Genomic DNA, 18682 nt, shown 5'->3' with positions numbered 1-18682 from the left:
GCTGGCGATGCCCCGATGTCCTCTATGAGTTGGCAATCTCTCCGATTATCCATTCGCGAAAAGCACTCGCCAAGGGTCCATAGTCTCCGTCGGGCAAGACCAGATGATAGGCATAGTCCTCTGGCCAATCAAAATCCCAAAGCTTGACCAGCCTGTTGTCGCCGAGGGCAGGCGCTGCCATTGCTGCAGGGACGAGGCCGGCCCCTTGTCCCGCAACAATCGCGGTTAGCATCATGCCGCAGTCATCGAACGCAGTTCCGCTCGGCAGGCTCATACCTTGTACCAATTGCGACTGAAACCAAAGATGCCAGTTCATTCGCTCGACCTCATGGAGAAGCGGCCAGCGCGTCAGATCCGAAGCCGTCTTGGGCATTCCGAACTGCGCGATCAAGGTCGGACTGGCGACCGGAATGAGATCCACCGCGCACAGTCGTTCGCGGTAGAACTTCCCGTGCTGCGCAGTGCCATGGCGGATCGCTACGTCCATCGCGTCGTGGGTAAAGTCGACGGGTTCCTTGCCGGTCATCACCCGAAGGTCGATGTCCCGATGTTTATCGTGAAAGCTTTGGAGACGAGGAATTAGCCAGTAGGAGGCGAACGACGGTGTCACGCTGACTGTGAGCGTCCCCGTTTCCGCAATTTTGGCGATGCGGCGAGTTGCATCGCCAATCTGTTTGAACGCGTTTCGAATCGCCGGTAGATATTCGACACCCGCCTGGGTCAAACGAATACCCCGGTTGGCACGGATAAACAGCGCGACTCCAAGATAGCTCTCGAGACCCTTCACCAGTTGACTGACCGCTGCGGGAGTCACACACAGTTCGTCAGCTGCCAGCTTGAGTGACAGATTACGCGCTGCTGCCTCAAACGCCCGGAGCCCGTTCAATGGCGGTAACCGCTTTTCCATAGATAAGATTTTCTAATCAATGACGTTCAGAAATGGTAACTCGTGACGGTATCTGTCGCGAGTAGAATTTCACCAGGAAATCGCGAAATTTTTTGCTTCAAAAGCGTGATGAGACACACATGCCATTGCATTGGCGTTGGATAAGTTTTTCTATTGAAAAATGGCGGTTTGCCGACACCACTTGCGGAGTCGATCACCAATGCAAATGAGGGTGCCGATGAGCGAGTGCGGACGCCGCAAATCCACGCGGCTTAACTGAAGAGGTAGGCGCACCGTTTAGTGCTGGAGGTTGAAATTTCCATGTCATTGAGAGTGATACAAAGTCCCATATCGGGGTGTGCCCAGATAGATGGTAAGAAGGTCATCGTGCTCGGCTCTAACAACTACCGGGGTTTGGCAAACCACCCCGTTGTGCTGGCCGCGTTTCATGAGGGCTTACGGCAATATGGCGCCGGCACCGGGATGAATCCGCCGCTTGCAACTACGAACGCGCATCGGCGACTCGAGGAAGCCTTGGTCGAATTTCATCAGGCCGATGCGGCGATGGTCTTCAGTTCCTGTACCGCAGCGAATCTCGCGCTACTCGACACCGTGACAACTGCGGGTGATTTAATTTTCAGTGACGAGTTGAATCACGCGAGCATCATCGATGGGTGTCGATTAAGTCGCGCGCGAGTCGTGAGAGTGAAGCACCGTAGCGTGGCGAGTTTTTTGCAGGAATTGGAGCAATCGTCTTCGGGTGAGCAGCAGCAACGCAAGCTGTTCATTACCGATGGTGTTTTTAGCATGGAGGGATACACCGCGCCGCTACCTGAACTTCTTGAGGCGACGACCCGTTCCGACACCATGTTCGCCCTCGATGAGAGTCATGCGGCGGGAGTGGTAGGAAACACAGGCAGAGGCAGTGCCGAACTCCATGACTGCATGGAGAAAATCGACTATGTCACGGGGACGCTCTCGAAGGCGTTTGGCGCCGTTGGAGGAGGATATATCTGCGCGAGCAACGAGCGCATCGCGGAGCTCAAAGGGAAAGCACGCCTGGCGCTTTTCAGCAGTTCGATCAGTCCGGCAGCGGCAGCCGCCGCGGCGGCCGCTGTTTCGCTGGCACGCTCGGATCTGGAGTCGCTGGAACGTATGCGCTACGTTGCCGCGAAATTTCGCAGCGGCGTAGCGCAGCTCGGATTCACCACGGTGAACAGCGAAAGCCCGATTACTCCAGTGCTGATCGGAGACGCCGAGAAGACACAGGTGTTCTCACAGTTGCTTGAGGAACGTGGAGTCTACGTTCCGGCTTTGGCGTTTCCCGTCGTGCCCGAGGGTACGGCTCGCCTGCGCGTCCAGACATCCGCAGTGCACACGGATGACGATATCGACTTTGCGCTGAGCGTTTTCGAGCGCGTCGGCCGCGATCTGCGCCTTATCTAGCAGTAGAGGAATACGATGCCCATTCAGACCATATCTCTATACAAAGGCCGTACCCCAAGGGAAAAGCGGCTTATTGCTGACTGCATTCAGGACGCGCTTTGTTTCGCGGGTTACCCCAGCAATGATCGCTTTCAGAAAATCCAGGAGTACGAAGATGACGACTTCATTGTTGATCCCGTTTTCCCAAACTACTCCGCGGCGCCGCGGACTCGCGACTTCGTGTTGGTGCAAATCTGGATTAGCACGGGTCGCCCTGATTCGATGAAGCACGACATGATCGAACAAATTCGGCACAACCTCGGCACTCGCGTTGGCTTGAACGCGGCCGACGTCATGGTCGTTCTCCAGGAAACGGCACGGGAGAATTCATCGCTCTATCGAGGAGTACCGCAGGATCTGTTGCCGCCTATCACGCCGAGGGCCGGTAACGCGCAGTAGTGGACTCGCGCGAATGCACGGTACGACGAAACGTGCGCGGTTATTCGTACGACGCAATACTCAATCATCATATTAAGAAAGCGCGCATTCGATTCAAGTGCGACATGTTTCGTGCTATTTTTTGTTAAAACCCGCACAAAACACGAGACATGAAACCGATTCCGGACCTTGCCGGCAATCCCGCCGGTTTGCAGGCGCTGTTCGGAGCGCTCGACGGTCCGCATGTCCTCGTCGGCGTGTATGACCCGGCAGATCGTCTCGACTTCGCCAACGGCACGTTCCGGGCAGCGTTTCAGCTCGACACAGCCGCGCGCGACATGACCTTCGCCGATGTCATTCTGCACGGCGTGCTCAGGCAGTGCGGAGCGCGCGTCGATCGCGGCGACGCGCTGGAGTTCATCGCCGAGACCCAGACGCGGCGGCGCAACCAGCCCGGCCAGCGCGCTTTCGCCACCGATCTGGTCGACGGGCGCTGGTTCTGGATGACCGAGACGCTGCTGGAATCGGGCTGGCTTGTGGTGATCGGTACGGAAATCTCCACCTTGCGTCACGGCGAGCAGGCGCTGATCGCGTCGCGCGACCGCGCCATCCAGGAGGCGCGCACCGACGCGCTGACAGGCCTCGCCAACCGCCGGCACTCGTTGTCCTATCTGGAATTGGCGATTTCGGCGTTCGTGCGCACCGCCGTGCCGCTCGCCATCGCGCTGGTCGATCTCGATCATTTCAAGAAAATCAACGACACCTACGGTCACGCCGCCGGCGACGCCGTACTGCGCGACTTCGCCGAGGTCGCCCGCAAGGCGATGCGGCAATCGGACCTGATCGGACGGATTGGCGGAGAAGAGTTTCTGATGGTGTTTCCAGGCACCTCCGTCGACGATGCCGCGGCGGCGGTCGAGCGCATCCGCTGCAGTCTGATCGGCCGGCGCGTGGCGATTTCCGGCGTGGCGTCGATCGACTACTCGTTCTCGTCGGGCGTGTGCTGCGTGGAGTTGACCGACGACATCAATACGGCGCTCGAACGCGCGGATCGCGCGCTGTATACGGCGAAACGCGGCGGCAGGAACCGCGTCGTGTCGCGCCGGCAGGGGCATGCTTGAGCTTCACCAAGCGAGGCGGCGTGTGCGCCTCGAGTGCCGCGGCTCGCCGCGATTTCAGCGCGACAGCAGCGACACCGTTGCGATGCCGAGAATGGTCATCAGAAGCGACGCGGCCACGTGAATCACGATCTCGCCCGCAGCCCAACCGAGCCGGCCGTCCTGCAGGCGTTGCACCACTTCGGCTGAAAAAGTCGAGAAAGTCGACAGGCCGCCCATCAGGCCGGTGATGACGAAGAGCCGCCATTCGGGCGCGATCTGCGGCGCCCGCGCGAAGCCCGCGACCGCGACGCCGATGACGTAGCCGGCAATGACATTGGCGGCGAAAGTGCCGAGCGGCAAGCCGCTGAAGATGCCGTTCAGGCGGATGCCCAGAAACCAGCGGAATAACGAACCGAGCGCGCCGCCGATGCCGACAGCGAGAATGGACCAATACATGGGAGGAGGCCTGGCAAAACCGGCATGTCGACAAACCGGGCAGAGCGAGGAGCGCGATGCCGCCTCCGCGTTCATCCGGACGAAGCAGGCATCATCAGCCACGAGGGCGGTTAAGGGAGAATGCCATCTCCAGCGCAGAAGTCTAACATCGGCGCGTGCATGTGGGGACAGGTCGGCGCGGTCACGGGCGGGGTGCCGGCATGTGCTGTCCGATGGGATGCCGCGTGTTCGGCGCCGGCGAGATTCAGCACCGCAAGCGTCGGCCGGCGCTCCCCGTCGGACCTCACTCCGACGTCGCCGAAATCTTGTGAATCGACAGATCGGCGCCGTTGTACTCGTCTTCCTGATCGAGCCTCAGCCCGACCGTCAGCCGGATCGCGCCGTACACGAGCGTGCCACCGAGCGTCGCCACCACGATTCCGCCCAGCGTGCCCACCAGTTGCGCGCCGAACGAAACGCCGCCCAGGCCGCCGAGCGCGCGCAGTCCGAAGATGCCTGCCGCGATACCACCCCACGCGCCGCACAAACCGTGCAGCGGCCACACGCCCAGCACGTCGTCGATGCGCCAGCGGTTTTGCACGCAGGTGAACATATAAACAAACAGCACCCCGGCAATGCCGCCCGTCACCAGCGCGCCGAGCGGATGCATCACGTCGGAGCCGGCGCAGACCGCCACCAGTCCGGCAAGCGGCCCGTTGTACGTGAACCCGGGGTCGTTGCGGCCCGCGAGCCACGCGGTCAGCGTGCCGCCGACCATCGCCATCAGCGAATTGACGGCGACGAGGCCGCTGATCTTGTCGATGGTCTGCGCGCTCATCACGTTAAAGCCGAACCAGCCGACTGCCAGCACCCAGGCGCCCAACGCGAGGAACGGAATATTCGACGGCGGATGCGCGGCAATGCCGCCGTCGCGGTGATAACGCCCGTGGCGCGCGCCCAGCAGCAGCACGGCCGGCAACGCGACCCAGCCGCCGAACGCATGCACCACGACCGAGCCGGCGAAGTCGTGGAACGGCGCGCCGAATACGTGGGCGAGCCAGTCCTGGATGCCGAACCGGTCGTTCCACGCGATCCCTTCGAAGAACGGATAGATGAAGCCGACCAGCACGAACGTCGCGAAGAGCTGCGGGTTGAACTTTGAGCGCTCGGCGATACCGCCGGACACGATCGCCGGAATCGCGGCGGCGAACGTCAGCAGGAAGAAGAATCGCACCAACGCGTAGCCATTGTGGGCTGCCAGCGACTCGGCGCTGCCAAGGAACTGCACGCCGTACGCAATCGTGTAGCCGATAAAGAAATACGCGATCGTCGAGACCGAGAAGTCCACCAGAATCTTGACCAGCGCATTGACCTGATTCTTTTTGCGTACCGTGCCGAGTTCGAGGAACGCGAACCCTGCATGCATGGCCAGGACCATCGCGGCGCCGAGTAAAAGGAAGAGGGTATCGGTGCCGGTTTTCAGACTTTCCATCGATGTGTCCTGCGTATGCCAAAAAAGCGGGCAGTGAATGCAAGAAGTGGGCCAAACTTGTGCCGAAACGCGTCGACACGGTGCAAATCGGCACCGGGATGGGATTCGACGTGTATTTTGAGCAACGAGTTGCCGGCGCCGTCTGCACCGGAAATCGCACTAAAACGCACAAGTAATGTGCATTCGGTTTTGCGTGGCGAACAACGCGACCCAAAGCGGGGCGAATTATTCGATTTAATTTACGTTTAATTCAAAAGCCTGACGTTTTGCGTGCGCCCGTTGTGCACTTTGGCGGCGCATGCCTGGTCGATGGCGTGCACTCTTTGTTTTCCTGCACAATCGCCGACATAATGTCCCGTCCCCGAGCATGACCCGCCGGGCCACCGACCTCCAATGCGCACGCATGAGACTGACCACAAAAGGGCTGTTGCTGATCGCGATCCCGGCCCTCTTCGAGTTGGCGCTATTGTCCGGACTGGTCAAGGCGCAATCGGATGCGACAGAGGCGGAGCGCTGGGCCATCCATAGCCAGGAAGTGCTGCGCCAGACCACCGCGATCCTCGAGCCGGTGCTGGGCGAGTCGGTGGCGCTGCGCGGCGCGGTGCTCGCCAACGACGCCCGTTTCGCCACGCCGGTGTCGGTGTGGATGGACGTCGACCGGCGCATCGATCAACTGGCCGAACTGGTCGCTGACAATCCGGCGCAAGTCGAACGCGTGGTGCAGGTGCGCCAGGCGGTGCAGGCTTACCGGCAATGGTCGGATCGCATCCAGGACATGCTGCATTCGGGCCGGCGGCGCGACGTGCTCGCGCGCTTCCGCGATCTCGCGCCGGCCGATGTGCTCGACCGCTTTCGTCAGCAACTCGCGGCGTTCCAGGCGGAAGAGCGGCGTCTCGACACACTGCGTTCGAATGCCGCCGACGCCGCCCGCGAGCAGCAGCAGACCCTGGTGGTCGCGGCCGTGTTCGGCTCCCTGCTGTTCGTCGCGCTGGCTGTCTGGTTGTTCACGCGCGGCGTGCGCGGGCGGCTCGCGGTCCTCGCCGACAACGCCGGGCGCCTCGCGGGCAATGAACCGCTGGCGCCGATCGGCCTCGGCCGCGACGAAATCGCGCGCCTCGATCTGACCTTGCACGAGACCAGCCGGCGCCTGCTCGAAGCCGAGCGCATCCAGGCGCGCTTCCGGGCCGACCTTGCGCGCCGGACCGGCGAACTGGCGCGGATCAACGAGACCTTGCGTCAGCAGACCCAGGAAAACGAAATGTTCATCTACAGCGTGTCGCACGATCTGCGTGCGCCGCTGGTGAACCTGCAAGGCTTCTCGAAGGAACTGATTCGCTCGTGCGACGAACTGCGCGCCGCGGTGCGCGAGTCGTCGCTCGCGCCCGAGACGCGGCAGCGCATCGAACGGGTGGTCGACGAGGACATCGGCGAAGCGCTGCACTATCTGCAGACGGCGGTGCTGCGCGCTTCGCACATCATCGACGCGCTGTTGCGGCTGTCGCGCGTGGGCCGGGTCGAGTATCGGCAGCAGAAGGTCGAGGTGCGCGATATCGTGCCGCGCGTAGTCGACGCGATGCAAGGCTCGATCCGCGCGCGCCGTGCTCACGTCAGCGTGGATGAATTGCCCGCCGTGTGGGGCGACCCCACCGCGCTGGAACAGGTGTTCGCGAACCTGATCGGCAACGCGGTGAATTACCTGGACCCGCAGCGGGAAGGCAGGATCGAGATCGGTACGACGCCGGCGCCGCCGGGTGTGCACTCGCTGCGGATTTTCTACGTGAGGGACAACGGCCTGGGCATTCCGGCGGTCGCCTTGCCGCGGCTATTCAACGCGTTTCAGCGCTTGCACGGCAATGTGGCCGCGGGCGAGGGCATCGGTCTCGCGCTCGTGCGCCGCGTGGTGGAGCGGCATGGCGGACGTGTGTGGGCGGAGTCGAGAGAAGGCGTGGGCACGACGTTCTATCTGTCGCTGCCTGAAGCTGAAGCGCGGATCGCGCAACAGGCTGTCGGCACGCAAGCGCCACTGGCGGTGGCGAGTATTCAAACCATTCGCGATGCCCGTCCGGGGGTGGAAGTTCGCGATCGACAGAGTGGAAGTGGCGGCGCTGCGCATACAGCCGATGCCCAGCCCGGCATCAGTACGCTGTAGCCGTTACGCGGTAAAGAGACGGCGCGGTTTGAGCATTTTGCTGCCGCGAATCGACCAGTAGCAGCCGCAGGCTATCAGGATCACGACGCCCGTCAGGGCTTCCAGCGGCGCCGGGCGCAGACCGAGCAAGCCGTCCAGCGCAAAGAGGCCGCGCGCGGCGATCAGCAGCGCAGCCCATACCGAACACGCGGCCTGAACCAGCATGCGCGTGCCTGCCAGACGACGCGCGCGGTTTTCGCGCGACCAGTTGGCCGGCGTGCGTCCGCAGAAAAAGGCAATTGCCATCAACACGACGGCGAGAATGACGATCCAGTCGGTCAGTTTCATTGAAAAACACTCCCAAGTCAGCCGGCGACTATAGGAAAGCCTTCCGCTACGAACTATCGGACTAGTCTCAAATTGGGGGAGCGTCGGCGAGCGCGAAGGCGCCCGCCGATGGATCAGGCAGACGGATCAGAGTTCAATGCGCGTGCCGAGCAGCACGAGGAATTGGCGCAGCCACTCGGGATGCGCGGGCCACGCCGGCGCGGTGACGAAGTTGGCGTCGGTGATCGCGGCGTCGACGGGAATGTCGGCGTATTCACCGCCCGCCAGCTTCACTTCGGGCGCGCAGGCCGGGTAGGCGGAAATGCGCTTGCCGCGGATCACGTCGGCGGCGGCCAGCAGTTGCGCGGCGTGACAGATTGCCGCGATCGGCTTGCCGGCTTCGGCGAATTGCCGCACGAGCTCGATCACCTTGTGATTGAGCCGCAGATACTCCGGCGCGCGGCCGCCGGCGATCGCGAGCGCGTCGTATTGGCGCGGGTCGGCGTCGTCGAAGGTGGCGTTGAGCGTGAATTGATGGCCGGGCTTTTCCGTGTAGGTCTGATCGCCCTCGAAATCGTGAATCGCGGTCTTGATCCGGTCGCCGGCCTTCTTGTTCGGACAGACGGCGTCGACCACATGGCCGATTGCCTGCAGCGCCTGAAACGGCACCATCGTTTCATAATCCTCGGCGAAGTCGCCGGTCAGAAACAGAATCTTCTTTGCCGCCATCGTATGCCTCCAATTGATCAACGGAACACAGCGAATGCTCTTTGACGCTCACGTCATTGACGTTCATAAGCTCAGGCAGTCTACTCCACTACGTTTGACAGAACCGCGACGGATCACGCAATGGACACATTCGAATGGCGCGCGTTTCGCGCCGAAGATGAGGCAGCGCTCGCCGTGCTGTTTCGCGCTGCGATCAGCGCGCTTGCCGCGCCTGACTACGACGCGGCGGCGCGCGACGCATGGGCGTCGGCCGCCGACGACGTGCCGGCTTTTGCCGCGAGGCTCGCGCGCGGCGTGACGCTGGTGGCTTGGCGCGAAGGCAGTCCCGCTGCGTTCGCACAGCTTTATCCCGCCGACCACGTCGAGATGCTGTATGTGGCGCCCGCTCATGCGCGGCAAGGCCTCGCGGCAGGCTTGCTGATGCGTCTCGAAGCCGCGGCGCGCGCGTCCGGCGCAACGAAACTCAGCGCCGACGTAAGCGTTAGCGCGCGCCGCAGCTTCGAGCGAGCGGGCTTCGAGATGCTCGTTGAGGAGCGCGTGCAGCGCAACGGCGTATCATTGGCGCGTTTTCGCATGCGGAAGCCGCTCGACGCGGCTCACACTCAATCATGATTTCATCGATACGTTCATCCTTGCTGCGCCGTGCCGCCTTCGTGGCCGTCGTGTTCGGCGGCCTCGCTGCCTGTCAGAAGAACGACGCGTCCGCCGGACAGGTTGCCGGCAAGCTCAACGACGCAGCCCAGGTCGCCGGCCAGAAGCTCGATCAGGCGGCCAGCTACGTCGGCCAGCAGGTCGACGCGACCAAGTCCGCCGCGCAGCAGAATCTCGACTCCGCGTCGGCGCCCACGATCAATATCGACCCCAACGCGCTGGCTTCGACTGCGCAAGCCAATCTGCAGGGCGCGGCGAGCGCCACCAATGCGCAACTCGGCAAGGCCGCGTCGCTGACCGGGCAAAGCCTCGAATCGGCGGGGCGCAAGCTCCAGGAATGGTCGGCGCAAAGCTCGGCGTCGTCGACGAATGCGGCGGCTTCGTCGTCATCCGGCGATTCGGGCGACGCACAGAAGCAGATGGACAAGTGACATGCCGGCCGGATCGCCTTGTCGTTTGACAGTCGGATTAAATGTAATTACTATGGTTACACATTGTCGTCGCCGGGCGGGTTTGCTGTGAACACGAGTAGCCGGTTTGCATTCGCGGTGCATGTGCTCGCGCTGCTGTCGTTGCAGGAGGGCGCGCCGCTTTCGTCGGACACGATCGCGGGCAGCGTGAATACCAATCCCGCGCTGATCCGGCGGCTTCTGAGCATGCTGGCGGAGGCGGGCCTGACCACCTCGCAGCTCGGCGCGGGCGGCGGCGCGCTGCTGGCCCGGGCGCCTGAGCAGATCACGCTGCTCGAGGTGTATCGTGCGGTAGACGACGCGCAGCTATTCGCGTTGCATCGCGAGGAGCCGAATCCGGCGTGCATGGTCGGGCGCAATATTCAGGGTGTTCTGCGCGGGATCATCGACGAAGCGCAGCAGGCCATGGAGGCCTCGCTCGGCGCGCGCACACTGGCCGACGCCACGGCTGACGTGGTGCGTGCCGAGAAACTGCGCGAACGCAAGAAGCGCTCGCACGGGTGACGTAGCAAAAAAGCAGTACGGAAGGGCGCGTGGTGGTCGATCGCAACACGCGCCTCTCAACGAACGGGGGCTCAAGCCCCTCTTTTTTCCGCGTTATATGTAATCGATATGGTTACATATATGCTAACGACAGGAGCAGTGAAAATGAGCAAACAGTTGAAGATCGCGTTGTTCGGCGCCACCGGCATGATTGGTTCGCGGATCGCCGCCGAAGCAGCCCGCCGCGGGCATCAGGTGACGGCGCTGGCGCGCAATCCGGCGCGCGTGCCGACCGACGTGGCGAACCTGAAAGCGGCGCAAGCCGATCTGCTCGACGCCGCGAGCGTCGGCGCCGCGGTGCGCGGCCACGACGTGGTGGCAAGCGCCTATGCGCCGCCGCAAGACGATCTCGCGGCGCTCGACAAGGCGACTCACGCGCTCGTCGAAGGCGTACGCGCGGCGGGCCTGAAGCGCCTCGTCGTGGTGGGCGGCGCGGGTTCGCTCGAAGTGGCGCCGGGCAAGCAACTGGTCGATACGGAAGGCTTTCCGGACGCCTACAAGCCGATCGCGCTCGCGCATCGGAAGGTATTCGACTACTACCGCGGCGTGACCGACCTCGACTGGACTTGCTTCGCGCCGGCCGCGATCATCGCGCCGGGCGAACGCACCGGCAAATTTCGCACGGGCGCGAACACGCTGCTGGCCGACGCGGAGGGCAATAGCCGCATTTCCGCCGAAGATTACGCCATTGCCTTCGTCGATGAACTGGAGCAGGGCCATTTCATCCGTCAGATCGCCACGGTCGCTTATTGAGCGTGAAACGAGGCTGAACGCACTGCGGGCGGGAGCTGCAAGCGCGGCGTCAGGACCCGCGCGCGGTCCTCACAACGCTTGAGCCCGCGCAAGCGTCCTAACATTCGGTTACGCAAGTTCGGTCGCTCCCGATAAAACTGCGGATACACTGGCGTCTCCCGTTTTCTTACGGATTGCCATGCAGTCATGCCCGTTGCGGCGTGAGTCCGAGGCTGCGCCGTCCAACGGCGGGCAGCCGGCGACCCACGCCGCCTTTCGTTTTTCTTCCGACCGTGCCGCATGCGACACCCGTCGCGCCGCGCGCCCGCAACTCGCCGCGCGGTTCGGCGCATGGGCGGCCGCGGTCTTTGTCGCGCTGATCCTGTGTGTCGGCTTATTGCCTGCGAACGCGCGTGCAGCCGGCGCGGCCACTGGCACGCCGGTCATCCCGGCCCTGCAGAGCCTGATCAACAGCGCGACGGTGACGGCGACGCCCGCGTCTTCGGCCTCGGGCGCTTCGGCGGCGGAGGCGGCGTCCGCGCCGTCGCCGGCGAGTCAGGCGGAACTGGCGCGCTCGCTCGACAGTGTGATCTCCACGCTCGACAACGACCGCCAGCGCACCGCGCTCGTCGCCCAGCTCAAAAAATTGCGCGACGTCTCGCAAAACGTCGCGCCGCCCGCACCCGCGCAGCCGAGCCCCGGCTTGCTCGGCGCGATCGCGTCGGGTATCGCGTCGTTCGAATCCGACGTGCATCAGGGCCGCACGCCGGTCCGCTATTGGGGCGGCCGCTTCAACGCGGCCGGCAATGAGCTCTACACGATCATTTCGGGGCAGGGGCACGAGAGCTTCGGCCGCATTCTGTTCTCCATGTTCGCGATGCTGGCCGGCTGGGGTGCGTGCGCCGGCGCGCTGATCTATGTGCAGCACCGGCTGTACCGGCGCTTTGGCATCGTCATGGGACTCCAGCCGAATCCCACCACGCGCGAACTGCTGATCTTCGCGCTGCGCCGCGTCGGACCCTGGATCATCGCCTTCCTCGCCGCGCTATTGTTCGTGCGCGCGATGCCCGACGCGCTCGGCCGCACGCTCGGCATGGTGGTCGCGTATGCGATCGTTGCGGGCGCGGTGTTTTCGGCGATCTGTCTGATCATGTTTTCGCTGTTCGGCTCGGGGCATCGGCGGATTGCGGTGCGCCTGCTGATCGATCATGCGCGGCGCGTGCTGTTCGTGGTCGGCGTGTGCGGCGCGCTCGGCGACGCCGCCGTCAATTACGACGTCGCGCATCAACTCGGCTCGAACCTCGCCGCGCTGATTTCGACCGCGGCCAATATGACGGCCGCCGTCCTCACCGGCTATTTCGCGCTCGCGTTTCGCCGGCCGGTCGCGCATCTGATCCGCAACCGGCCTTACGAGCAGCGCACCAATCACAAGGCCGCGACCGACGCCTTCGACGTGCTCGCCGCCCTGTGGCACGTGCCCGTGCTGGTGCTGGCCACCGCCTCGGTGGTCGCCACGCTCGGCGGTTCGGGCTCGAGCGAAAACGTGCTGCAGATTTCGGTGGTGACCGCGGCCCTGCTGGTGCTGGCGTTCTTCCTGTCGGCCATCGTGTTGCGCCTGACGCGTCCGCGCAGTGCGCGCGCGCGTCGCCGCTCGCCGTATCTCACGCGCTTGCTGCGCTTTTTCGGCACGCTGGTGACGCTTTTCATCTGGCTGTTCTTCTTCGAGCTTGCGGCGCGTTTGTGGGGCGTGTCGCTCGCCGCGGTGATCGAGGAAAACGTGGCGGCGCGCGGTATCGCGCATGCGGTGACGGCGATCGTCGCCACTGTATTCATTGCCTGGTTGCTGTGGATTCTGGTCGATACAGCGATCACCGAGGCGCTCAATCCGGCCGGGCCGCGCAACAAGGCGCGCGCGCCGAGCATGCGCGCCCGCACGATGCTGCCGCTGGTGCGCAATGTGCTGCTGGTCTCGATCATGACGATTGCCGGCATCGTCACGGCGGCCAATCTCGGCATCAATGTCACGCCGCTGCTGGCCGGCGCCGGCGTGATCGGCCTCGCGATCGGCTTCGGCGCGCAGTCGCTCGTGACGGACCTGATCACGGGGCTGTTCATCATCATTGAAGATACGATTTCGGTGGGCGACTGGATCGACGTGGACGGCGGCCATGCGGGCACGGTCGAGCATCTGTCGATCCGCACCGTGCGGCTGCGCGACGGTCAGGGCGCGATTCACGCGATTCCGTTTTCGCAGATCAAGATCGTCAAGAACCTGTCGCGCGACTTCGCCTATGCGGTGTTCGAAGTGCGCATGTCGTTCTCCACCGACGTCGATCAGATCACGCAACTGATCCGCGAAGTCGGCGCCGATCTGATGGCCGACTTCCGTTACCGCCGCGAGATGCTCGGACCGATCGAGGTGTGGGGGTTGGACCGTTTCGATCCGAACTGGATGGTCGTGAAAGGGCAGATCAAGACGCGGCCGTTGCAGCAGTGGAGCGTGGCGCGCGCCTTCAATCTGCGTCTGAAGCGCAAGATGGACGAAGCGGGCATCGAGATTCCGGTGCCGCAGATGCGTGTGTACACGTCGTCGAAGGACAGCGACGGGCAGCCTTTGCAGGACGACGAGGTGTCGGAATTCGCTCCGCACCCGCATGAGCATGCGCAGACCGGGGCGGCGTCGGCGGCGCGGGCGGTGCATGCGCCGCTCGCCGTGGCGCGCGATGTGTCGCATGAACCGCGGCCGGCGCCGCCGCCGACCGGGCAAACCGCGCCGATTCCACCGCAGATTCCGACGGCAGGCGAGGCGGGCGGGAAGAGTTGATCGCTGCCGGGCGCGGGTGCGCCGGACGCCCGCGCCGCGTGTCGCTTCAGGCCAGCGCCTGGGCATCCGCCGTGTGCACGATGTCGTTGACGTGCGTCGCGATCCGCGCGCCCGTGACACCGTAAATATGCAGCGAGACGGCAGGTGCATCGCTGCGATTACCCAACTGATGAATCCCGCCGCGGCCGCCTCGCACGAACGACACCGCGCCCGCCTTGCGCGCTTGCGTGCGCATGGCGCTCGCACAATGCTGCGCGCCGTTCCATTCGAATACCGTCTCGCTCAGCGCGCCATCCACCACCGCGTAGCCGCACCACGTGTGATGCGCGTGCACGGGGCTCGCCTGTTGCGGTAGCCACACCAGCGCGGCGATCGCATAACGGCCGTGCGGATCGGCAGCCAGCAGATGGCGCCGGTACGTCTGCACCGAGCCCTCGCGCTGCGCCGCCGTCAGCAAATCGGGGTTCGCCGCGGCGTCGGCGAGCGCAATGCGCATGCTGCGGGCAAAGAAGGTCGAATTCGACGGTTCTGGGAAATGGGCGCAGGCTTCGAATATCGCATCCAGGGCATCGCACAGGCGCGTGAGCGGCGTGTTGCGACCGGCATGCAACAGCATGTCCGCCTGTTCGTGCAAGGCCGCCTGGACCGTTCTGGCGGGCTGTACGTGTTGGACCGCGAGACGTTCGAGAGAAGCTGGACGGAGGTCTTGACTCATGATCGTTGGGCAGCGGCAGCGCCGCTTATCGGTTATTTTCGGATAGCGATATTTATACCGGTTTGCCTGGAGAAAGAGTTTCCATATAATTCCCCGTGGAATCTGAAAAGTAGAATAATTTCCTATGGGGGTGTCATGATGGGAATGGATATCATCGACCGGAAGCTGCTGGAGTTGCTGCAGGAGGACGCGACCATGCCGATCGCCGAACTGGCGCAACGCGTGAATCTGTCGCAAACGCCTTGCTGGAAGCGGCTGCAGCGCCTGAAAGAGGCGGGCGTGATCCGCGCGCAGGTCGCGCTTTGCGACGCGCGCAAACTCGGCGTGGGCACGACGGTGTTCGTCGCGGTACGCACCAACCAGCACACGGAGGAGTGGGCGCGAACCTTTACGCGCGCGGTGCAGGAGATTCCGGAGGTGGTGGAGGTGTACCGGATGAGCGGCGAAACCGATTACCTGCTGCGTGTGGTGGTATCCGATATCGACGACTACGACCGCGTCTACAAGCTGTTGATCGCCGCCGTGCCGCTGTACGACGTGAGTTCGAGTTTTGCGATGGAGCAGATCAAGTATTCGACGGCGCTGCCGGTCAGGCCGGCTGTGATCAGGTAGGTGGAAAGGCGGCGGGTGCGTCGTTTGTTGTTCTTCAGACAGCGAACCGTACGGCGCGCCCTGGTCAGCCGTTGAAGCTTTCCGGCAAGCTCGCGCGTCCATGCCAGTGAGCGCGCCCATTGCAAGCCGTGTGCAAGCTCAGTGGGCGTAGAATGCCGCGTTCCCAGACACCATCCGCGACTGCCTCGCGAACCGAGCCCGCCTCATGAACAAACCGCCGCGCAAGAAGAACCCGACCTTTGGCATTGCTGTCTTCATCGTGGTCGCGGTACTGCTGGTGATCGCCACGCTCTTCTATAACGCCATCAAGGAAAAGCACGATTTCGACAGCCAGAATGCGCCGGCGCCGTCGATTTCGTCCGATGCGGCGGCGGCAGCGGCCACTGCCGCGAAGCCGGCTAGCGGCGTGGCTCAGTAAGACAGCGCGCACGTCAGTTCGAGCATCGCGCTTGATGTGCCGGCGAGACGCTCGCCGCAATGCTGAAGGCCAATACATCCAGAAAGCTAAAGGCACACCGACCGCGCCAGACGCAATGTCGGCCCACGCCGTTTCACTCGTCCGGCAGGCGAATCACGCTCGCATCCTTGCGAATCTGCGCCGCCGCCGACAGCATCTGCTTGCATTGATGCGCAAGCAATTTCATGTCATGCACGGCATCCGCCGAATAGTCCGGCGACTTCTCCGTTTCGACCACCATCGCATCGAGTTCGCGGCCCAGCAGTTTGATCTGCTCGCTCTGATCGGCGGCCGGCGCGGTGCCGGTCTCAGCTTCGGTGAGATTGTCGCGCACGACGCTCAGCGCGCGTTGCAGCGGCTGTAGCGAGACGCCGTCGATCTGCTGTTGCGCCGAAGTGCGCAAGAGCGGCGCGGCCGCGGTGATCTGCGAGGCGAGCACATGGCTGCGCACCAGCAGGCCGTTCAGTTCCGGCACGAACTTCTGCGCTGACTTCGGTTCGAGCATCATGCGCTGAAATGCCTGGCCCAGATTGGCGAACGCCACGTGTACATTTTTGCGGGCGAGCCGGTAGCGGTAATCACGATCGAGCGCAGTCGCCGCCGCTGCGGCGGCAGCGGAGGCGCCCGAGGCCGGCTTGGCGGTCGGGTTGCCGACCGTGGTCGTGCCCGCGCTTGCGCCTGCGTCGGCAAGGGGTTTCGTTGTTGCGCCGGTGGCCAGGGGGGGCGCGGCGTTTGCGCTGCCGCTCGCAACGCTGCTTGCACTACCACCTGCACCCCCATTGACCGTCGCCAACACCGGCTTGGCAAAGTCGATCGCCGGATCAGCCATCGCGGCCGCCGGGGCACGCGCGCCGGCCTCGGTCACGGTGGCCACCACCGCTGCGGCCGGCTTGCCGCTCCACCACCAGCTTGCTTCCAGATACTGGCGCGTCGCGTTGATCATGTTGTTGACGAGCTTGCCCATCAAACGATATTCCCAGTACGGGAACAGGTGGCTTGCCGCGATCGCGATCGCGCAGCCCACCACGGTATCGATCGCGCGTTCGCCGATGATGCGCATGCTGCCCGGCGCGAGCAGATGGAACATCAGCAGCACATACGACGAGGTGAACACCACGCTCGCCGTGTAATTGAACAGCAGCAGGCTGTAGCTCATGACCATCGACGCGAACATCACCACCAGCAGGATGTGCGGTTCCTTGACGAAGATCATCAGCGCGATACTCGCCGCGCAGCCGATCAGCGTGCCCACGATCCGCTGCCCGTTGCGCTGTTTGGTGAGCGAGTAGCCGGGCTTCAGAATGATGACCGTGGTCATCACGATCCAGTAGGCGTTGGTGAGCGGCAGCAGGCGCCCGAGCCAGAAGCCCACGGCGACAGCGATCGTCACGCGCAACGCATGACGGAAGCTCGGCGAGGCCATCGTCAGGTTCGAGAAGATCTGCCCGAACGGCACGCGCCGGCTCGACACGAAGCGCGTGAGCGCCTGGTCGAGGCGCAATTCGGTCTCGCTCGTGCTCGGTTCGCTCGAGAGACTCTTGCGCATCTTGTCGATCAGGCGTGTGGCGCTCCAGACGCGCCGGAAAGTCGACGAGATTGCCGAATAAGCCTCGTGGTTTTTTGCGGGCAGATCCTGCTTGCGCATCAGCTCGATTTCGAACTCGATGGCGCGCAATTCCGCCTTGACGTTCACGCGCCCACGCGGCGCATGGTTTTGCAGCACCGCAAGCCCGATCTCCTCGAGATCGGCGGCCGCCTTGCGAATCAGATCGCGGTAGAACACCAGCAGATCGGAGCCGCCAAACGTGTTGCGCACCAGCGGGTAATCGGTATGCGCGCCGACGAACAGTTCATGCAGATCGACCGTGTTGATGAACAGATTGAACAGCATGGCGCGGCGCGGTTCGAGCTTGCCGCTCTTGAACTTGGGCAGATTGCGCAGCACGATGTCGCGCGCGGCGTCCTGCCGATCCACCGCGGTGATCTGCTTGTCGACCAGATTGCGATAACACTCGTCGAGATCGTTGTCGAGGTCGTAGAACTCGGCGCGCGCCAGCAGATAGTCGGCGCACGCGAACACGCTCTCGGCCAGCGCCTGCTGTTCGATGCGATGCATCATCCAGCGGCTCACGAAGGTCGACCAGTAGGTGTACCAGAGGCCGCCCACCAGAATCCACGACGCGTTGACGAGCGCCTGCATCGGCGTGAAGCGCTCTTCCAGCGTCATGATCATCATGAACAGCGTGGCAAAGCTGATCTGCGGCCAGCGGTTGCCGTACACGACGATCAAGGACAGCAGGAAGGTGAGCGGCACGACCGTGCACCACAGCGCCACCGCATTCACCGTGGCGAGCCCGGTGGCGAGCGCGGACAGGAAGCCGATCACCGTGCACGCCAGCATTTCGTTGTGCTTGTACTTGAGCGGGCCCGGCATATCCACGACGCACGCGCCGAGCGCGCCGGTCGCGATCGTGAAGCCGAGCTCGCGATCGTGAAACACGATCAGACACAGTACCGCCGGTAACGACACGCCGACTGCGATGCGCAGGCCGCCATAAAAGTACTGGCTGTAGAGGAATTTTTTTATTTCAACCGAATAGCGCATCGACTGCCTGGATTCCATTCACTGAGAAAACCGCGGTTGAAGGGGCAGACCCGAACTGCCGTCGAGTCTAACTGATTTTATGGCTGATCTGACCTCGTCCGTTCGGCCAGGTT

At 63.5% G+C, this 18682-nt stretch carries 18 protein-coding genes and 1 riboswitch; of the genes, 11 read left to right on the top strand and 7 right to left on the bottom strand.

Features of this window, described 5'->3' with window-relative positions:
* Positions 1 to 22: 22 nt before the first annotated feature.
* On the bottom strand, positions 23 to 907 hold the full coding sequence (gene gcvA / locus PQR42_RS08460; RefSeq protein WP_408386383.1) for a transcriptional regulator GcvA: 885 nt from the start codon (positions 905 to 907) through the stop codon (positions 23 to 25).
* A gap of 300 nt (positions 908 to 1207) precedes the next feature.
* On the opposite strand from gcvA, the gene PQR42_RS08455 reads away from it, so the two are divergent.
* The 3 genes from PQR42_RS08455 (at position 1208) to PQR42_RS08445 (ending at position 3870) form a co-directional block, all read left to right on the top strand.
* Positions 1208 to 2332: an aminotransferase class I/II-fold pyridoxal phosphate-dependent enzyme gene (locus tag PQR42_RS08455; protein WP_408386385.1), complete on the top strand. Its 1125-nt coding sequence runs from the start codon at positions 1208 to 1210 to the stop codon at positions 2330 to 2332.
* 15 nt (positions 2333 to 2347) lie between these two features.
* Entirely contained in the window at positions 2348 to 2770 is a 423-nt protein-coding gene (locus tag PQR42_RS08450; RefSeq protein WP_408386387.1) for a tautomerase family protein, read from the top strand.
* A gap of 149 nt (positions 2771 to 2919) precedes the next feature.
* Complete coding sequence (locus PQR42_RS08445; protein WP_408212755.1) at positions 2920 to 3870, top strand: GGDEF domain-containing protein; 951 nt, start codon at positions 2920 to 2922, stop codon at positions 3868 to 3870.
* A 54-nt stretch (positions 3871 to 3924) separates the two neighbouring features.
* Here PQR42_RS08445 and crcB read toward each other — a convergent pair whose 3' ends face one another.
* Together crcB and PQR42_RS08435 are read right to left on the bottom strand one after the other, a co-directional pair.
* A complete protein-coding gene (gene crcB / locus PQR42_RS08440; protein ID WP_132374975.1) occupies positions 3925 to 4305 on the bottom strand; it encodes a fluoride efflux transporter CrcB in 381 nt (126 codons plus the stop codon).
* Between the two features lie 78 nt (positions 4306 to 4383).
* Positions 4384 to 4445: riboswitch (Fluoride riboswitch) on the bottom strand.
* Positions 4446 to 4588: 143 nt separating this feature from the next.
* Positions 4589 to 5776, bottom strand: a complete 1188-nt coding sequence (locus PQR42_RS08435; RefSeq protein ID WP_408212759.1) for an ammonium transporter — start codon at positions 5774 to 5776, stop codon at positions 4589 to 4591.
* Positions 5777 to 6179: 403 nt separating this feature from the next.
* Here PQR42_RS08435 and PQR42_RS08430 point away from each other — a divergent pair, with 403 nt between their 5' ends.
* Positions 6180 to 7925 (top strand): sensor histidine kinase, encoded by a 1746-nt coding sequence (locus PQR42_RS08430; RefSeq protein WP_408386389.1) that lies wholly within the window; start codon positions 6180 to 6182, stop codon positions 7923 to 7925.
* Positions 7926 to 7928: 3 nt separating this feature from the next.
* Here the strand turns inward: PQR42_RS08430 and PQR42_RS08425 are convergent, their stop codons facing one another.
* Positions 7929 to 8252 (bottom strand): hypothetical protein, encoded by a 324-nt coding sequence (locus PQR42_RS08425; protein WP_408212764.1) that lies wholly within the window; start codon positions 8250 to 8252, stop codon positions 7929 to 7931.
* Between the two features lie 126 nt (positions 8253 to 8378).
* Positions 8379 to 8960 carry a DJ-1/PfpI family protein gene (locus PQR42_RS08420; protein ID WP_408212767.1) on the bottom strand — a complete coding sequence of 194 codons (582 nt, stop codon included), beginning with the start codon at positions 8958 to 8960 and terminating at the stop codon, positions 8379 to 8381.
* A 120-nt stretch (positions 8961 to 9080) separates the two neighbouring features.
* Between PQR42_RS08420 and PQR42_RS08415 the strand changes: the two genes are divergently transcribed.
* The 5 genes from PQR42_RS08415 to PQR42_RS08395 all read left to right on the top strand — a co-directional run bounded on the left by PQR42_RS08415 (position 9081) and on the right by PQR42_RS08395 (position 14180).
* On the top strand, positions 9081 to 9572 hold the full coding sequence (locus PQR42_RS08415) for a GNAT family N-acetyltransferase (RefSeq protein WP_408386391.1): 492 nt from the start codon (positions 9081 to 9083) through the stop codon (positions 9570 to 9572).
* Positions 9569 to 10042, top strand: a complete 474-nt coding sequence (locus tag PQR42_RS08410; protein ID WP_408386393.1) for a BCAL1086 family glycoprotein — start codon at positions 9569 to 9571, stop codon at positions 10040 to 10042. Before PQR42_RS08415 ends, PQR42_RS08410 begins: the two co-directional genes overlap by 4 nt.
* A gap of 87 nt (positions 10043 to 10129) precedes the next feature.
* Positions 10130 to 10585 carry an Rrf2 family transcriptional regulator gene (locus PQR42_RS08405; protein ID WP_408386395.1) on the top strand — a complete coding sequence of 152 codons (456 nt, stop codon included), beginning with the start codon at positions 10130 to 10132 and terminating at the stop codon, positions 10583 to 10585.
* Positions 10586 to 10729: 144 nt separating this feature from the next.
* Positions 10730 to 11377 (top strand): NAD(P)-dependent oxidoreductase, encoded by a 648-nt coding sequence (locus PQR42_RS08400; protein WP_408175782.1) that lies wholly within the window; start codon positions 10730 to 10732, stop codon positions 11375 to 11377.
* Between the two features lie 178 nt (positions 11378 to 11555).
* Complete coding sequence (locus PQR42_RS08395; RefSeq protein ID WP_408386397.1) at positions 11556 to 14180, top strand: mechanosensitive ion channel domain-containing protein; 2625 nt, start codon at positions 11556 to 11558, stop codon at positions 14178 to 14180.
* Positions 14181 to 14226: 46 nt separating this feature from the next.
* Here PQR42_RS08395 and PQR42_RS08390 read toward each other — a convergent pair whose 3' ends face one another.
* Entirely contained in the window at positions 14227 to 14895 is a 669-nt protein-coding gene (locus PQR42_RS08390) for a cysteine dioxygenase family protein (protein WP_408386399.1), read from the bottom strand.
* A gap of 138 nt (positions 14896 to 15033) precedes the next feature.
* Here PQR42_RS08390 and PQR42_RS08385 point away from each other — a divergent pair, with 138 nt between their 5' ends.
* Positions 15034 to 15507 (top strand): Lrp/AsnC family transcriptional regulator, encoded by a 474-nt coding sequence (locus PQR42_RS08385; RefSeq protein WP_408212806.1) that lies wholly within the window; start codon positions 15034 to 15036, stop codon positions 15505 to 15507.
* Positions 15508 to 15712: 205 nt separating this feature from the next.
* Positions 15713 to 15925: a hypothetical protein gene (locus PQR42_RS08380; protein ID WP_408386401.1), complete on the top strand. Its 213-nt coding sequence runs from the start codon at positions 15713 to 15715 to the stop codon at positions 15923 to 15925.
* A gap of 133 nt (positions 15926 to 16058) precedes the next feature.
* Here PQR42_RS08380 and PQR42_RS08375 read toward each other — a convergent pair whose 3' ends face one another.
* Entirely contained in the window at positions 16059 to 18569 is a 2511-nt protein-coding gene (locus tag PQR42_RS08375) for an FUSC family protein (protein ID WP_408212809.1), read from the bottom strand.
* Positions 18570 to 18682 lie beyond the last annotated feature (113 nt).

Source organism: Paraburkholderia sediminicola (assembly GCF_046027355.1).
Classification (GTDB): Bacteria; Pseudomonadota; Gammaproteobacteria; order Burkholderiales; family Burkholderiaceae; genus Paraburkholderia; species Paraburkholderia sediminicola_B.
The sequence above is the reverse complement of the archived record's forward strand: the minus strand, read 5'-3'. Positions and strand labels throughout refer to the sequence as shown.

Bases quoted from the DNA above. Each gene is read 5' to 3' on its own strand.
- crcB (WP_132374975.1), bottom strand. From the start codon at position 4,305: ATGTATTGGTCCATTCTCGCTGTCGGCATCGGCGGCGCGCTCGGTTCG.
- gcvA (WP_408386383.1), bottom strand. From the start codon at position 907: ATGGAAAAGCGGTTACCGCCATTGAACGGGCTCCGGGCGTTTGAGGCA.
- PQR42_RS08435 (WP_408212759.1), bottom strand. From the start codon at position 5,776: ATGGAAAGTCTGAAAACCGGCACCGATACCCTCTTCCTTTTACTCGGC.
- PQR42_RS08455 (WP_408386385.1), top strand. From the start codon at position 1,208: ATGTCATTGAGAGTGATACAAAGTCCCATATCGGGGTGTGCCCAGATA.
- PQR42_RS08385 (WP_408212806.1), top strand. From the start codon at position 15,034: ATGGGAATGGATATCATCGACCGGAAGCTGCTGGAGTTGCTGCAGGAG.
- PQR42_RS08410 (WP_408386393.1), top strand. From the start codon at position 9,569: ATGATTTCATCGATACGTTCATCCTTGCTGCGCCGTGCCGCCTTCGTG.
- PQR42_RS08400 (WP_408175782.1), top strand. From the start codon at position 10,730: ATGAGCAAACAGTTGAAGATCGCGTTGTTCGGCGCCACCGGCATGATT.
- PQR42_RS08390 (WP_408386399.1), bottom strand. From the start codon at position 14,895: ATGAGTCAAGACCTCCGTCCAGCTTCTCTCGAACGTCTCGCGGTCCAA.
- PQR42_RS08395 (WP_408386397.1), top strand. From the start codon at position 11,556: ATGCAGTCATGCCCGTTGCGGCGTGAGTCCGAGGCTGCGCCGTCCAAC.
- PQR42_RS08430 (WP_408386389.1), top strand. From the start codon at position 6,180: ATGAGACTGACCACAAAAGGGCTGTTGCTGATCGCGATCCCGGCCCTC.
- PQR42_RS08445 (WP_408212755.1), top strand. From the start codon at position 2,920: ATGAAACCGATTCCGGACCTTGCCGGCAATCCCGCCGGTTTGCAGGCG.
- PQR42_RS08450 (WP_408386387.1), top strand. From the start codon at position 2,348: ATGCCCATTCAGACCATATCTCTATACAAAGGCCGTACCCCAAGGGAA.
- PQR42_RS08425 (WP_408212764.1), bottom strand. From the start codon at position 8,252: ATGAAACTGACCGACTGGATCGTCATTCTCGCCGTCGTGTTGATGGCA.
- PQR42_RS08380 (WP_408386401.1), top strand. From the start codon at position 15,713: ATGAACAAACCGCCGCGCAAGAAGAACCCGACCTTTGGCATTGCTGTC.
- PQR42_RS08420 (WP_408212767.1), bottom strand. From the start codon at position 8,960: ATGGCGGCAAAGAAGATTCTGTTTCTGACCGGCGACTTCGCCGAGGAT.
- PQR42_RS08375 (WP_408212809.1), bottom strand. From the start codon at position 18,569: ATGCGCTATTCGGTTGAAATAAAAAAATTCCTCTACAGCCAGTACTTT.
- PQR42_RS08415 (WP_408386391.1), top strand. From the start codon at position 9,081: ATGGACACATTCGAATGGCGCGCGTTTCGCGCCGAAGATGAGGCAGCG.